This window comes from Methylobacterium sp. Leaf465, assembly GCF_001424705.1.
Taxonomy (GTDB): Bacteria; Pseudomonadota; Alphaproteobacteria; order Rhizobiales; family Beijerinckiaceae; genus Methylobacterium.
Genome location: NZ_LMRA01000003.1, coordinates 58,195 through 70,579, shown reverse-complemented (window position 1 = coordinate 70,579; position 12,385 = coordinate 58,195). Strand labels below are relative to the sequence as shown.

Sequence of the window (12,385 nt, the reverse complement as noted above, 5' to 3'; positions counted from 1 at the left end):
CTGATGACGCGGGAGCGGTATGACCCTGTCAAGAACGCAGCCAACCTGGAGAAACACCGGGTCTCGCTCGCACTCGGGGATCGGATTTTCGCGGACGACGATCATGTGATCGTTCCCTCCATCCGTGAGATCGATGGAGAGGAACGATTCAAAGTGATCGGGATCGTCGGCGATAAGCTCTTTACGGGCGTTTTCGTCCGCCGGTCCGGTCAGCCCCGCTTCATTTCGGTTAGAAGGAGCAACACGGGTGAAGAACGAGCCTATCGCGCTTCCGACTGATCCAACGGACGATCAGGATTTCGACGCGACGTCCGAGGCCTTGGACCGAGGCCAGCGCGCGCGGCTCATCCGTCGAACGCGGACCGGCCTCGGTCTGTCGCAGTCCGAGTTCGCCAGCCGATTTCGGGTTCCGGTCGGCACCCTACGCGACTGGGAACAGGCACGTGCGACCGCACCGGATTTCGCCATCGCCTATGTCAGGGTGATCGGCCGCTACCCGGACATTGTGGCTCAAGCGGTGGCCTGAGCCGAGTCGACTCTCAGCGTCCGGCCTTGAGGAAGGCCTCGGCGCTGCGCAGGCTCAGTGCCATGATCGTCAGCGCCGGGTTGGCGGCGAGCGAACTCGGGAAAGTCGAGCCGTCGCAGATCCAGAGGTTCGGGACCTCGAAGCTGCGGCCGACGGGGTCGACCACCGCCGTGTCGCCGTCGCGGCCCATGCGACAGGTGCCGATGGTGTGGGCGACGCGCTCCAGGGTCCAGAGATCCGTGGCCCCGGCCGCCTCCCAGACCTGATTCAGGAAGCGGGTCGCGTGAGCGTTGAGGCGCTCCTCGTTCCGGCTGTAGCCGAAGCTGATCGCGGCCTTGCGCATGCCCAGAGCGTCAACCTCGTCGGACAGCGTCAGGACGTTGGCGTCGCAGGGCAGGGTCTCGCCGTTGATGCCGATCCCGGCCATGTGGTTGTAGCGGGCCAGTTGGTCGGCCAGCGCCCGCCCCCAGAGCTTGCGGCCCCGCGCCAGGGAATTGGCGAAGGTGAGGGGCACCACACCGAGGCTCTGGACGAGGTAGCCGCCGGCGAAGTCCGCATCGGCCGGGCGGATCATGTCCTCGGTGATGAGCGAGGACGGGTAGCCCTTGTTCATGCGCATCTCGGGCTCGAAGGTGCCCCAGACCTGAGTGGCGACGTGGCCCATGTAGTTGCGCCCGACCTGGCCGCTGCCGTTGGCAAGGTCGAGATGCAGCAGGAGACGCGCGGATTCCACCGAGCCGGCGCAGAGGAAGACGGTGCGGCAGGGCTGACGATGGTCGACGCCGCCCTGGCGATAGATCACCGCCGTCACCCGGCCGTCCTTCGCGCGCTCGATGCCGTGGACCCGGGCCTCGGCTCGGATCTCGGCGCCGTGATGGACGGCGAGCGGCAGATAGGTGACGTCCATGCTGGTCTTGGCGCCGGTGCGGCAGCCCTGATGGCAGTAGCCGCAATTGATGCAGCCGGGCCGGGTCGGGCCGTGCTCCTGCGCGAAGGCGCGCGAGACCACGGCCGCCGGCGCATCGGCGTAGCGCACGCCGAGCGCCGCGCAGGCGCTGGCCATGGCCTGGGCCGGGGCGTTGCGGGCGACGGGGCCGAGCGGGTAGGTGCGTGCGTCGTCCCAGGGATACGAGGCCGGGCCGGACACGCCGATGAAGGCCTCGACGCGCGCGTAGAAGGGCAGCAGCTCGGCGTAGTCGAGGGGCCAGTCGACGCCCTCGCCGGTCTCGGTGTGGAGGCGCAGGTCGCGGGCATCGGCCCGGGGCGTGAAGGCGCCCCAGTGCAAGGTGGAACCGCCGACACCGGTGCCGCTGTTGTTGCCGCCGAAGGCCTCGGGCGTCGAGCCGCCGCTGATCCGCTCCTCGGTCCAGTAGATCTCGTCGGCCAGGGTCTCGTCGAAGGCGAATCCCTTCGGATCGAAGTTGGGTCCGGCTTCCAGGGCGACGCAGGAGAGGCCGGCCTGAGCGAGGCGCGCCAGCAGGGGCGCGCCGCCGGCGCCGGTGCCGATCACCACCGCGTCGACGGTCTCGGAGGTAGCAAAGCGACGCATCGCATCGAGGTTCATCGGGCGGTCTCCAGGGGGGCGTTCGGTTCCCAGGCCTCGCGCTGGCCGATGCCGACCGCGTGGAAGCCGGGCAGGGGGGCGGTATCGCCGCCGGCGCCGATGCCGCCGAAGTTCATGCGGGCGAGGGCGACGGGGTGGGCGAGATAGGTGCGGGCCACGTCCGCGCGCAGGTCCTCGAACCAGAAGCCCATCTGCTCCGCATCGAGATCACCGGAGACCGCACCGGATTCCAGGCTTCCGAGCATCGCGTCCTGCGCCTCGGCCCCGAGGGCGACGAAGGGCGCGTCGTGGGCGGCGCGGGCGGCAGCGTCCAGGGTGCGAAGGGCGCGCCGGTAGGCTTCCGGGTCGGGCGGAAGCCGGGCGAAGCGCCAGCCATCCCCCGCCCCGCTCGCCAGCCGCGCGTCGATGCGGGCGGCAAAATCGATGGTCCCGGCGCCGTCCAGCGGAAGCACCCGGGCGCAGGCGGCCCGCAGGATGGCGAGGCCGACCGGATCGAGGGCCCGGGGCTGATAGGCCGGATCGTCGGGCTCGGCGCGCTGCAGCAGGGCCGCGCGCAGGCGGGCATTCACCCGGTCGGACCGGATCAGGGCCGCGTAGGAATCCGGGATCGCGGGCGCCTCGGCTTCGTTCGAGACCGCTCCGGCCGCGAGGCTCCGCACCGCTTCGGCCACCGCCTCGGGGCGCTCCAGGGGGATGAGGTGCCCGGTCCCTGCGAGAGACACGAGACGATGATGGGCGAGGTGCGGCGCCGTCAGCGCGGCCTGGGCGGCGGGGCCGAGATCGGCATCCTCCGCCCCCGCCAGGAGGATCGCCGGGCTGCGCAGCACGCCGATGCGCGCGCACCAGTCCTCGCGGCTGCCCGCGGTGAGCCAGAGCGTCCAGGCATCGGGGCTGGCACGCAGCACATCCGCCACCGTCTGCGCCATCCGGTCCGGGTCGAGGGGCCGGGCGATGTTCGCGGCGACGAAGGCCTCGGCCTCCCGCTGCCGGGTCTCGGAATCGGCGCCGATCCAGGCGATCATGGCGGCGCGCTTGTCCTCGCCCATGGGCTCGGGGGAGGGTGGCGAACCCGCCATGAGCACGAGGCCGGTCAGGCCTTCGAGGCCGGGCGCGCCGTCCTCCGCCTGCCGGGCGACCGCCAGGGCGACCTTGGCGCCCATGCTGTTGCCGGCCAGCATCCACCGTTCCGGCGCGTCGGCGCGAATCCGGGCGGCCACGCCCTCCGCCATCGCGGCGACGTCCCGGCCGGCGTCGGCACCGTCCGCGCCGAAGCCCGGCAGGTCGAGGGCGACGCAGGTCACGGCATCCGCGAGGTGTTGCGCGACCATCTCGAAAGTCCCGGCACTGCCGCCGAGATAATGAAGACAATATAAGACCGGGCGGTCGGATGATGTGATCGACATAGGCCCGAAAGAGCGCGCGGCGTCGCGCGTTCAAGTCATCGGGGACGCGGCGTTCGGCAGCAGCCCGGGCGCGGAACGAACGCCTACGCCGGTTGCGCGGCCTTCAGCGGGGCGCGGAGGCCTGCAGAGCCGCGAAGACGCGCAGGCTCGCCTCGAGATCGGCGGTGCCGACCTCGGCGAAGACCGCGGCGCGCAGGCGGGCAAGATCGGCCTCCATGCGGGCGACCACGGCCATGCCGGCGGGCGTCAGGCTGAGCACCTTGGCCCTGCGGTCGGTGGGGTCCTCGCGGCGGAGCGCGAGGCCGGCCTCGCAGAGCTGGTCGAGGAGACGGACCAGCGACGGGCCCTCGATGCCGACGGCCTCCGCGAGGGCGTTCTGACGCGGAGCGCCGTCGAGACGGGCGATCATGATCAGCGGCACGGCGGTGGCGTCCGAGAGGCCGTGCGCCTCCATCACGGCGTTGGCGGCGCGGCGCCAGTGCCGCCCCGTCAGGAGCAGGGTGTGCGTGTAGGCGAGGCGGAGCTGGTCCAGGCGGCGGTCGGGCGGCACATCGACCGGCGCCGGATCCGCGGACGGTTTTCGGGGCGGCACGCGTGAGGCTCCTGTGACACCGACCGGTGGACGATCCGGTTCTCTTTTCGTTTGCGTATTATTAGGATGCAATCCGTTTGATCGCAAGCGGACATCGTCGTATCAGGGCACCAGCCCACGTCTCGTCGTCCGGATGCGCCCGGCGGCCCGCGCCGCACCGGCCCTTGATTGATCCGACGAGACGTAAGTAAGGACTGACGATGAGCGCCCCCGACAACCTCTCCTTCACCACGCAGCCGCACGCCTCGCCCGTCTCGCCGGAGCGCCGGGCCGAGCTCCTCGTCGATCCCGGCTTCGGGCGGGTGTTCACCGACCACATGGTGACGATCCGCTACGTCGAGGGGCGGGGCTGGCACGATGCCCGCGTCGAGGCGCGCGCGCCGATCGCCCTCGATCCGGCGGCGGCGGTGCTGCACTACGCCCAGGAGATCTTCGAGGGGCTGAAGGCCTACCGCACCGCCGACGGCGGCGCCGCCCTGTTCCGGCCGGAGGCCAACGCCCTGCGCTTCCGCCGTTCGGCCGAGCGCCTAGCGATGCCGCCGCTGCCCGACGCCGTCTTCGTCGAGTCCGTCAAGCAACTGGTCAGCGCCGACCGCGACTGGATCCCGTCGAGCGAGGGCGGCAGCCTGTACCTGCGCCCCTTCATGATCGCCAGCGAGGTGTTCCTCGGGGTCAAGCCGTCCTCGGAATACCTCTACCTCGTCATCGCCTCGGCGGTGGGCGCCTACTTCAAGGGCGGCTCCGAGACCGTGACGGTCTGGGTCTCGCGGGACCAGACCCGCGCCGCCCCCGGCGGCACCGGTGCGGCCAAGTGCGGCGGCAATTACGCGGCCAGCCTGCGCGCCCAGGCGGCAGCGGTGGAGCATGGCTGCGCCCAGGTGGTGTTCCTCGACGCGGTCGAGCGCCGCTGGGTCGAGGAACTCGGCGGCATGAACATCTTCTTTGTCTTCGACGACGGCTCGATGGTCACCCCGCCCCTGAGCGACACCATCCTGTCGGGCATCACCCGCGACTCGATCCTGACCCTGGCGAAGGCCGACGGCATCACGGTCGCCGAACGGCCCTATTCCATCGACGACTGGAAGGCGGACGCCGCCAGCGGACGGCTGCGCGAGGTCTTCGCCTGCGGCACCGCCGCGGTCATCACCCCGGTCGGGACCGTGCGCAGCGCGGACGGGGAATTCTCGGTCTCGGACAACGTCGCCGGCCCGGTGACGAAGCGCCTGCGCTCGGCCCTCGTGGACATCCAGCGCGGCAACGCCCCCGATCCCCACGGGTGGGTCACGCGGGTGTACTGAGCCGCCGGCAGCCCCGAGCCCGGCTCAGGCGAGCCAGGGCTGGGCCGCGAGGTGCCGGGCCTGGAACGCCCGGATCGCCTCCGCGTGGTCGAGGGTGGCCCCGATCGCGTCGAGGCCCCGGACGAGGTGATCCTTGCGCCGGGCCGGGATGGCGAAGCCCTGCACCGCGCCGTCCGCGGTGGTGATGGTCTGGGCGGGCAGGTCGATCGTCATATGGTTCCGGGCGGGGTCTGCGGCCCGGGCCGACAGTTCCGCGACGGGTCCGGGCGCCAGCTCGATCAGCAGCAGGCCGTTATTGGCGGCGTTGTCGGCGAAGATGCCGGCGAAGCTGGTGCCGATGACCGCGCGGATGCCGCCCTGGAGCAGGCCCCAGACCGCGTGCTCGCGCGACGAGCCGCAGCCGAAATTCAGGCCGACCACCAGGATGCAGGCCCCCTGCCATGCGGGCCGGTTGAGGACGAAGTCCGGGCGCGGCTGGCCGGGGCCGGCATAGCGCAGGTCGTGGAAGGTGGCCGCCCCCAAGCCCGCGCGGTCGATCCCCTTGAGGAACTGCTTGGGCATGATGACGTCGGTGTCGATGTTGGCCGCAGGCAGGCCGGCGGCCGGGCCCGCGACGATCGTGAACGGCTGCATGGTCAGGTCTCCGGCGCGAGGCGGTTTTCCGGCGCGAAGCGGCGGCTGTCGGTGAGGTGGCCGGCAATGGCCGCGGCCGCCACCATGGCGGGGCTCATCAGGTGGGTGCGCCCGCCCGCGCCCTGGCGGCCCTCGAAGTTGCGGTTGGTGCTGGAGGCGCAGCGCTCGCCCGGCGCCAGCACGTCGTCGTTCATGGCCAGGCACATCGAGCAGCCGGATTGGCGCCACTCGAAGCCGGCATCGCGGAAGACCCGGTCGAGCCCCTCCGCCTCGGCCGCCCGGCGCACGCTGGAGGAGCCGGGCACCACCATGGCCTGGACGCCGTGCGCGACCCGCCGGCCGCGCACGAGGGCGGCGGCCTCGCGCAGGTCGGAGAGCCGGGCGTTGGTGCAGGAGCCGATGAAGGCGCGCTGGATCGGGATGGCCTCAAGGGGCGTGCCCGGGACGAGGTCCATGTAGGACAGTGCCCGGACCATGTCCCGGCGACGGGCCGGATCGGGCTCGGCCGCCGGATCGGGCACGCGGCCGTTGACCGGGCCCGCCTGGTCCGGGCTGGTCCCCCAGGTCACCATCGGCTCGATCGCGGCGGCGTCGAGGGCGACCTCGCGGTCGAACACGGCCCCGTCGTCGCTGCGCAAGCTCGGCCAATGGGCCGCGGCAGCCTCCCAGAGGACGCCCTTCGGCGCGCGGGGCTTGTCCGCCAGGTAGTCCAGCACGGTCCGGTCGGGGGCCATGACGACGCCGCGGGCGCCGCACTCGACGGCCATGTTGCAGATCGTCATGCGGCCCTCGACGGACAGGGCCTCCACGGTGGGGCCGGCGAACTCGACGGCGTAGCCCGTCGCCCCGTCGGCGCCGATGCGGCGGATCAGGGCCATGACCACGTCCTTGGCGGTGACGCCCGGCGCCAGGGTGCCCGAGACCGTGACCCGCAGGGTCTTCATCCGGCGGTACACCAGGGTCTGGGTGGCGAGGTAGTGCTCGATGTCCGAGGTGCCGATGCCGAAGCCGAGGGCGCCCAACGCCCCGTAGGTGGTGGTGTGGCTGTCGCCCGCCGCCACGATCATGCCCGGCAGGACGAAGCCCTGCTCGGGGGCGACCACGTGCTCGATGCCCTGGAGCGGGTGCAGCACGTCGAGGAGCTCGATCCCGAAATCCCGGCAGTTCTCGTCGAAATACGCGACCTGCCGCGCCCCGCCGGAATCGGGCATGGCGGCGACGCGCTCCGCCGCCGTGGGATTGACGTGATCGACCACCGCCAGGGCGGCGTCCGGCCGCCAGACCCGGCGCCCGGCGGCCCGCAGGCCGCTGAAGGCCTGCGGGCTGGTGTACTCGTTGAGCACCGTGCGGTCGACGTAGAGCAGGACGCTGGCCCCGGGGCCTTCGGCGTCGTCCAGACGGCGCACGGTGTGGGCGTCCACCAGCTTGTCGTAGAGGGTGCGGGCCTGCATCGATCGGCTCTCGGGCTCCGGCGGGACTGGGTTCAAACGGGAAACGCGGTGCGGGACTGAACCCGATCCAGGGCCGCGAAGCCAATGCCGATGCGGCATCGGGTGATGCCGGGCGCCGCACCCGGAGCCCGCCGGCCGAACGACCTCGGGCGACGGTGGCGGCCGGGTCCGGCGGAACCAGGGGCGGATACGGGCTTTGCTCGATCAGAGCGGAGACCGGATCGGCAAGCCCGCGCGACGCTCGAGCGAAGCCGGAATCCGCCACCCCGAGGGATCGAACGCATCGGGTTCGAGGGGTCAGGGCAGGGCGGCGCGCTTGCGCAGGATCAGGTCACCCCGGAACAGGAACTTCTGGGCGCGCTTGCCGGTGTCGACCTCGGTGGTGAAGACGTTGCCGTGGCTGTCCACCGCAAGGTTGTGGACCCAGTGGAAGTCGCCCGCCATCCGGCCGTTGCGGCCGAAGGCGCCGAGCACCTCGCCGGTCGCGCGGCTGAGCGTCCGGACCTCGTTGTTGGCCCCGTCCGCGTTCAGGAGGTAGCTCTGCTCGGCGTCGGGCCAGAGCGCCAGCTCCCAGACGGAGCCGTTGGCGCGGGTGTTCGCCTCGACGAAGAACTCCTTCACGAAGGTGCCGTCGCGGCGGAAGACCTGGACCCGGTCGTTGGTGCGGTCGCAGACGTAGACCAGGCCGTCGCGGGCGATCTGCACGCAGTGGACGGGATTGCGGAACTGCTGAGCCGGAGCCGCGACCGGGTCGTAGGCCGGCAGGGTCTCGTCCGTGGGCGGCTTGCCGTAGGCGCCCCACATCCGCTTGAACGCGCCGGTCTCGGCATCGAATACGATGATTCGATGGTTGAAGTAGCCGTCGGCGACGTAGAGCTCGTTGGTCTCGGGATCGACCTGCATCGCGGCCGGCTTGCCGAGCCGCGAGGTGTCGAGGCTGTTGGTCTGCGGGCCCTGCTTGCCGATCTGCAGGACGAACCGGCCCTCGGTGGTGAATTTCAGGATCTGCCCGTCCGTGTCGCCGTTCCCGGCAAGCCAGACGAAGCCCTTGTGGTCGATGTGGATGCCGTGCTCGTTCTGCGGCCAGTCGTAGCCCTCGCCGGGGCCGCCCCAGCTGCGGATCAGGGTGCCGGCCTGGTCGAACACCAGTACGGGGGGCGCGGGGCGGCAGCACTTGGTGCGGGGCGGCGAGAGGCTTGCGGCCTTCTCGTCATCGGTAAGGGTGCGCGGGCGCTGCACCACCCAGATGTTGTCCTGCGCGTCGACGGCGACGCCCGAGGCCTGACCCATGATCCACTGATGGGGCAGCGGTTTCGGCCAGGCCGGATCGACCTGGAAGGTCAGCGGATCCGCACACGCCACACCCGACCACGCGACCGCGAGCGCGGCCAGACCAAGCCGAAGCCTCATGCTTTCCTCCCGATGTCGTCCGGCCTTGGCGACCGTCTCTTGATGATCGGCTGTTGCCGATCAGATCTTTCTGATCCGATCTTGCACACAGTATTCGCGCCCGGCGGCGAGGCGTCCAGTCGCGCCAGGGCGGAGGCGTGTCGCCGACCCGGATCTGTCACCCGGCCGGCGCGCGTCGGGCCCCCTCCTGGGACGCCCCCCGGAGGACCGCCTCCCACAGGATCGCCGCCCGCTCCCAGGTCAGGGCCCGGCGCTGGAGGAGCGCGCCGGCGCTGAGTTCCGACCAGAGGTCGTCCTGGGTGGCGAGGCTCACGACGGCCTCGGCGAAGGCCGCATCCGTCCCGGCGATCCAGCCGTTCACGCCGTGCTGCACCCGCTCGGCGAGGGCGCCGATACCGGCGGTCACCACCGGCAACCCCATGGCCTGGGCCTCCGCCGCCGCGAGGCAGAAGGTCTCGTCGGGGGAACCGGGGCAGACCATGGCGCGTGCAGTGCCGTAGAACGCCGCCAGGGCGGCGGCCCCACGGCGGGGGTGGAACACCACCGGTCCGCGATCGTCGGGCGAGTCGGGCTGTTCGGATCCGAAGACGTGGAGCTTCGCGCCCGACGCGATCAGGGGCGCGGCGCTGCGCCAGAGCCGCAGCATCCGGTCGAGGCCGCGCTGGGGCTGGGAGGCGTAGACGAAATCCCGGCTCCGGCCCCGCGTCGGCTCGGGCGTCAGGAAGACGGGCGAGACGCCGTGCGGGACGACGTGGCGGCGCCGGAAGGGATAGAGCGGCGACATGTTCCGCGCCGCGAGGGTGCCGACGAAGACGGCCTCCGGCCGCAGGGAGAGGAAGGGCAGGAGGTAGCCCTTCCGCACGGACTTCTCGACGTTCAGCGGATTGTGGACCCAGACGATGCCGCGCCGGCCCGGATGGGCGCGGAGCGGGCGGGGGTCGTTGCTGGTGACCACCGCGTCGGCCTCGCAGGTCGCCGCCTCGCCGAGGGGGATGTTGCGGACGCCGTCCCGCTCCACCGTCCCGCTCCGGCGGGTGGCCAGGGTCACCGCCCAGCCCCGTCGAGCCAGGGCGCGGGACAGGGCGATGTTCGTGCTCTCGATCCCGCCGAGGCCGATCGCGGGCGGCGTGTCGAGGCCGAAGGCCACCGGCGTCGCGCAGATGAACAGGACCCGACGCATCGACATCTCCAGGGATCGCGTGTCCGGCCGGTCAGAGGCCGAGGCTCCGAGCCTGCTGGCCGAGCCAGGAGGTGGGCGGCGGGGGAGCGTCCCGGCCGATCGACCAGAGCTTGCCGCGCCAGGCATGCACCGAAACCGTCTCGGGCCCGATGAGCGTGCGCGCCGCCCGGTCGTCCGCCTCGGTCAGGAGGTGGGCGTCGTCGTCGCCGAGGGGATAGAACACCGCCCGCGCCCGGGCATGGCCCTCCAGGCGGAGCTTGCGCACGAAGTAGGTGAGGGCGCGCGGGCCGATCGCCAGGCGCTCCGGGTGGAACGGGATGCGCTTGCCGACCAGCAGTTCGAGGCGGCGCTTGACCCGGATGTGTCCGGTCGCCCAGGGCGCCCGGATCGGCACCGTCGAGATCGCGTCCCAGTAGCGGGTGACGAGCTCGGACTCCGGGGGGGCCGACAGGATCGCGTTGTTGAGGCGGCTCGCGTTGAGCCAGCCGAACAGGTACTCGGCCGCGCCGGCGGGCGTCTCGAGGGGGCGCTGGAAGACGCAGTCGAGGTCCGACCAGATGCCCTTGCCGTCGCGGATCAGGCTGAGGCGCAGGTAGTCGGCGTAGAAGGCGAGGACCCCGCGGCTGCGGTAGAGATCCGCCATGACATTGGGGCCGATCCCCTCGCGGGCATCGATCACCGTGCCGGGCAGCCCCTGCGCGCGCAGGGCGGCGACATCGTGCGCGTAGATGTGGAGCGGGTGTCCGGCCGCGACGATCGAGGCGGCGCTGAGCCGTTCGAGCCAGGTCACCGGCCCTTCCCAGTAGGTGACGATGGTCCTCGGTGGCGTTCGCTCGGGCGCAACGGGCATGGCCGCGGATCGACTCATTCCCTCTCATGCCCTTCCGTCTCGCCGCCGCGCGGCCTCGGTTCCCCGGGGCTGCTCTATCGCGGCCCCTCCGGCGCGACCACCGCTAAATCCGGTCCGGATCACGGGGAGGCCAGGATCCGCTCCCGCAACGGGGCATCCGCGTAACCGTCGGGGGGCAGGCCGTTGGCGGCCTGGTAGGCACGGATCGCCGCCCGCGTCCGGGGGCCGATCTTGCCGTCGGCGCCGCCGGCCGGAAACCCGCGCTCGGCGAGGCGCAGCTGCAGCGCCCGGACGTCGCCGGTACTGGGCATCACCGCGTCGCGCGGCCAGTCCCGGATGAAGCCCGGCTCGCCGCGCAGGCGGTCGGACAGGTGCGCCACGCTGAGCGCGTAGGCGAGGGCGGTGTTGTAGCGCAGGATGACCCGGAAGTTGGGCTGGAGCAGGAAGGCCGGCCCGCGCGCGCCCGCCGGCAGAACCAGCGTCGCCGGGCCGCCCGCCTCCGCGAGCGGCTGGACCGGGATCACGCCGCGGTCGCGCCAATCCGCGAGGCTGCGCTCCGTGGTCTCGTCGGCCAGGGCGAGGTCGAACCCCTCCGGCAGCCGGGCCTCGCTGCCCCAGCGCGCGCCGGAGCGCCAGCCCATCGCCACGAGGTAGTTGGCCGTGGAGGCGAGGGCGTCCGGCACCGAGGTCCAGATGTCGCGCCGGCCGTCCCCGTCGAAATCCACCGCATAGGCCTGGTAGACGGTCGGCATGAACTGGGTGTGGCCCATGGCCCCGGCCCAGGATCCGGTGAGCGGCCCGGGGGGCGCCTTGTCCTGGGCCTGGATTTCCAGGGCGGCGATCAGTTCCGCGCGCCAATAGGGCGCCCGCGCCGTCTCGGTGCAGGCCAGCGTCGCCAGAGCGCGCAGGACGGGACGGACGATCCCGGGATCCTCGAGCACGCTGCCGTAGGTCGATTCGACCCCCCAGAAGGCCGCCAGGACGAAGCGGTCGACGCCGTATCGGGCCTCGATGGCATCGAAGGTCGCGGACCATTCCGCCAGCTTGCGCCGGCCTTCGGCGATCCGCGCCTCGGTGAGGTTGGCATCGAGGTAGGACCAGATCGGCGTCACGAATTCCGCCTGGGCCTGCGGCGCGGCGGCCACCTCGGAATCGGGGGAGAGGGCGCGCAAGCCGTCCGCCACCCGCGCGGGAACGCCACGCGCCTCCGCTTCGGCGGCGATCGCCCCGGTGCACAGCCCGAAGGCGCGGGGTTGCGCCTCGCCCCCGGATGCGGCACCCGCGGCGGGGGCCGCGGTCTCGGCCGACGCGGTACGGCCCGCCTCGGGAAGCAGGAACAGGGCGGCCATGAGAGAGATCGCGGCGGCAGGCCCGCGCAAAACCCCGGAGCGTCGCTGGCGGCACCACATGCGGGTCGTCTCCTCTCCTCGTTCCGTCGGGAGCCTAGCGTCGCCGATCGGAGGGCGGAAGCGGTCCCT

The 12,385-nt window shown here is 72.1% G+C and carries 12 protein-coding genes; 3 read left to right on the top strand and 9 right to left on the bottom strand.

What is annotated here, in order from left to right:
* Window positions 1–3 precede the first annotated feature (3 nt).
* Both ASG51_RS23160 and ASG51_RS03910 read left to right on the top strand, forming a co-directional pair.
* A complete protein-coding gene (locus ASG51_RS23160; RefSeq protein ID WP_082501120.1) occupies window positions 4–279 on the top strand; it encodes a BrnT family toxin in 276 nt (91 codons plus the stop codon).
* Window positions 248–526, top strand: coding sequence for a helix-turn-helix domain-containing protein (locus tag ASG51_RS03910; protein ID WP_056215521.1), 279 nt, complete (start codon window positions 248–250; stop codon window positions 524–526). Before ASG51_RS23160 ends, ASG51_RS03910 begins: the two co-directional genes overlap by 32 nt.
* Window positions 527–539: 13 nt before the next feature.
* Here the strand turns inward: ASG51_RS03910 and ASG51_RS03905 are convergent, their stop codons facing one another.
* The 3 genes from ASG51_RS03905 to ASG51_RS03895 all read right to left on the bottom strand — a co-directional run bounded on the left by ASG51_RS03905 (window position 540) and on the right by ASG51_RS03895 (window position 4,025).
* Window positions 540–2,090: a GMC family oxidoreductase gene (locus ASG51_RS03905; protein ID WP_056379238.1), complete on the bottom strand. Its 1,551-nt coding sequence runs from the start codon at window positions 2,088–2,090 to the stop codon at window positions 540–542.
* Window positions 2,087–3,493 carry an alpha/beta fold hydrolase gene (locus tag ASG51_RS03900; RefSeq protein ID WP_056379236.1) on the bottom strand — a complete coding sequence of 469 codons (1,407 nt, stop codon included), beginning with the start codon at window positions 3,491–3,493 and terminating at the stop codon, window positions 2,087–2,089. The genes ASG51_RS03905 and ASG51_RS03900 overlap by 4 nt, the downstream gene beginning before the upstream one ends.
* Before the next feature lie 103 nt (window positions 3,494–3,596).
* A complete protein-coding gene (locus ASG51_RS03895; protein WP_056215699.1) occupies window positions 3,597–4,025 on the bottom strand; it encodes a MarR family transcriptional regulator in 429 nt (142 codons plus the stop codon).
* A gap of 260 nt (window positions 4,026–4,285) precedes the next feature.
* Between ASG51_RS03895 and ASG51_RS03890 the strand changes: the two genes are divergently transcribed.
* Complete coding sequence (locus ASG51_RS03890) at window positions 4,286–5,383, top strand: branched-chain amino acid aminotransferase (protein WP_056379234.1); 1,098 nt, start codon at window positions 4,286–4,288, stop codon at window positions 5,381–5,383.
* A gap of 24 nt (window positions 5,384–5,407) precedes the next feature.
* Here ASG51_RS03890 and leuD read toward each other — a convergent pair whose 3' ends face one another.
* The 6 genes from leuD to ASG51_RS03860 all read right to left on the bottom strand — a co-directional run bounded on the left by leuD (window position 5,408) and on the right by ASG51_RS03860 (window position 12,256).
* Complete coding sequence (gene leuD, locus ASG51_RS03885; RefSeq protein ID WP_056379233.1) at window positions 5,408–6,016, bottom strand: 3-isopropylmalate dehydratase small subunit; 609 nt, start codon at window positions 6,014–6,016, stop codon at window positions 5,408–5,410.
* Window positions 6,017–6,018: 2 nt separating this feature from the next.
* The gene (leuC, locus tag ASG51_RS03880) at window positions 6,019–7,467 is read right to left on the bottom strand and encodes a 3-isopropylmalate dehydratase large subunit (protein WP_056379231.1); all 1,449 of its coding nucleotides are present in this window, start codon (window positions 7,465–7,467) and stop codon (window positions 6,019–6,021) included.
* A gap of 297 nt (window positions 7,468–7,764) precedes the next feature.
* Complete coding sequence (locus ASG51_RS03875) at window positions 7,765–8,877, bottom strand: hypothetical protein (protein ID WP_056379227.1); 1,113 nt, start codon at window positions 8,875–8,877, stop codon at window positions 7,765–7,767.
* 157 nt (window positions 8,878–9,034) lie between these two features.
* The gene (locus ASG51_RS03870) at window positions 9,035–10,057 is read right to left on the bottom strand and encodes a glycosyltransferase family 4 protein (protein WP_162242116.1); all 1,023 of its coding nucleotides are present in this window, start codon (window positions 10,055–10,057) and stop codon (window positions 9,035–9,037) included.
* Window positions 10,058–10,088: 31 nt separating this feature from the next.
* Window positions 10,089–10,907 (bottom strand): hypothetical protein, encoded by an 819-nt coding sequence (locus ASG51_RS03865; protein WP_056379223.1) that lies wholly within the window; start codon window positions 10,905–10,907, stop codon window positions 10,089–10,091.
* 119 nt (window positions 10,908–11,026) lie between these two features.
* Complete coding sequence (locus tag ASG51_RS03860; RefSeq protein WP_056379219.1) at window positions 11,027–12,256, bottom strand: lytic murein transglycosylase; 1,230 nt, start codon at window positions 12,254–12,256, stop codon at window positions 11,027–11,029.
* Window positions 12,257–12,385: the final 129 nt, after the last annotated feature.

Coding starts and splice junctions, on each gene's coding strand:
- ASG51_RS23160 (WP_082501120.1), top strand. CDS start 4: ATGACGCGGGAGCGGTATGACCCTGTCAAGAACGCAGCCAACCTGGAG.
- ASG51_RS03905 (WP_056379238.1), bottom strand. CDS start 2,090: ATGAACCTCGATGCGATGCGTCGCTTTGCTACCTCCGAGACCGTCGAC.
- ASG51_RS03900 (WP_056379236.1), bottom strand. CDS start 3,493: ATGTCGATCACATCATCCGACCGCCCGGTCTTATATTGTCTTCATTAT.
- ASG51_RS03890 (WP_056379234.1), top strand. CDS start 4,286: ATGAGCGCCCCCGACAACCTCTCCTTCACCACGCAGCCGCACGCCTCG.
- leuD (WP_056379233.1), bottom strand. CDS start 6,016: ATGCAGCCGTTCACGATCGTCGCGGGCCCGGCCGCCGGCCTGCCTGCG.
- leuC (WP_056379231.1), bottom strand. CDS start 7,467: ATGCAGGCCCGCACCCTCTACGACAAGCTGGTGGACGCCCACACCGTG.
- ASG51_RS03875 (WP_056379227.1), bottom strand. CDS start 8,877: ATGAGGCTTCGGCTTGGTCTGGCCGCGCTCGCGGTCGCGTGGTCGGGT.
- ASG51_RS03870 (WP_162242116.1), bottom strand. CDS start 10,057: ATGCGTCGGGTCCTGTTCATCTGCGCGACGCCGGTGGCCTTCGGCCTC.
- ASG51_RS03865 (WP_056379223.1), bottom strand. CDS start 10,907: ATGCCCGTTGCGCCCGAGCGAACGCCACCGAGGACCATCGTCACCTAC.
- ASG51_RS03860 (WP_056379219.1), bottom strand. CDS start 12,256: ATGGCCGCCCTGTTCCTGCTTCCCGAGGCGGGCCGTACCGCGTCGGCC.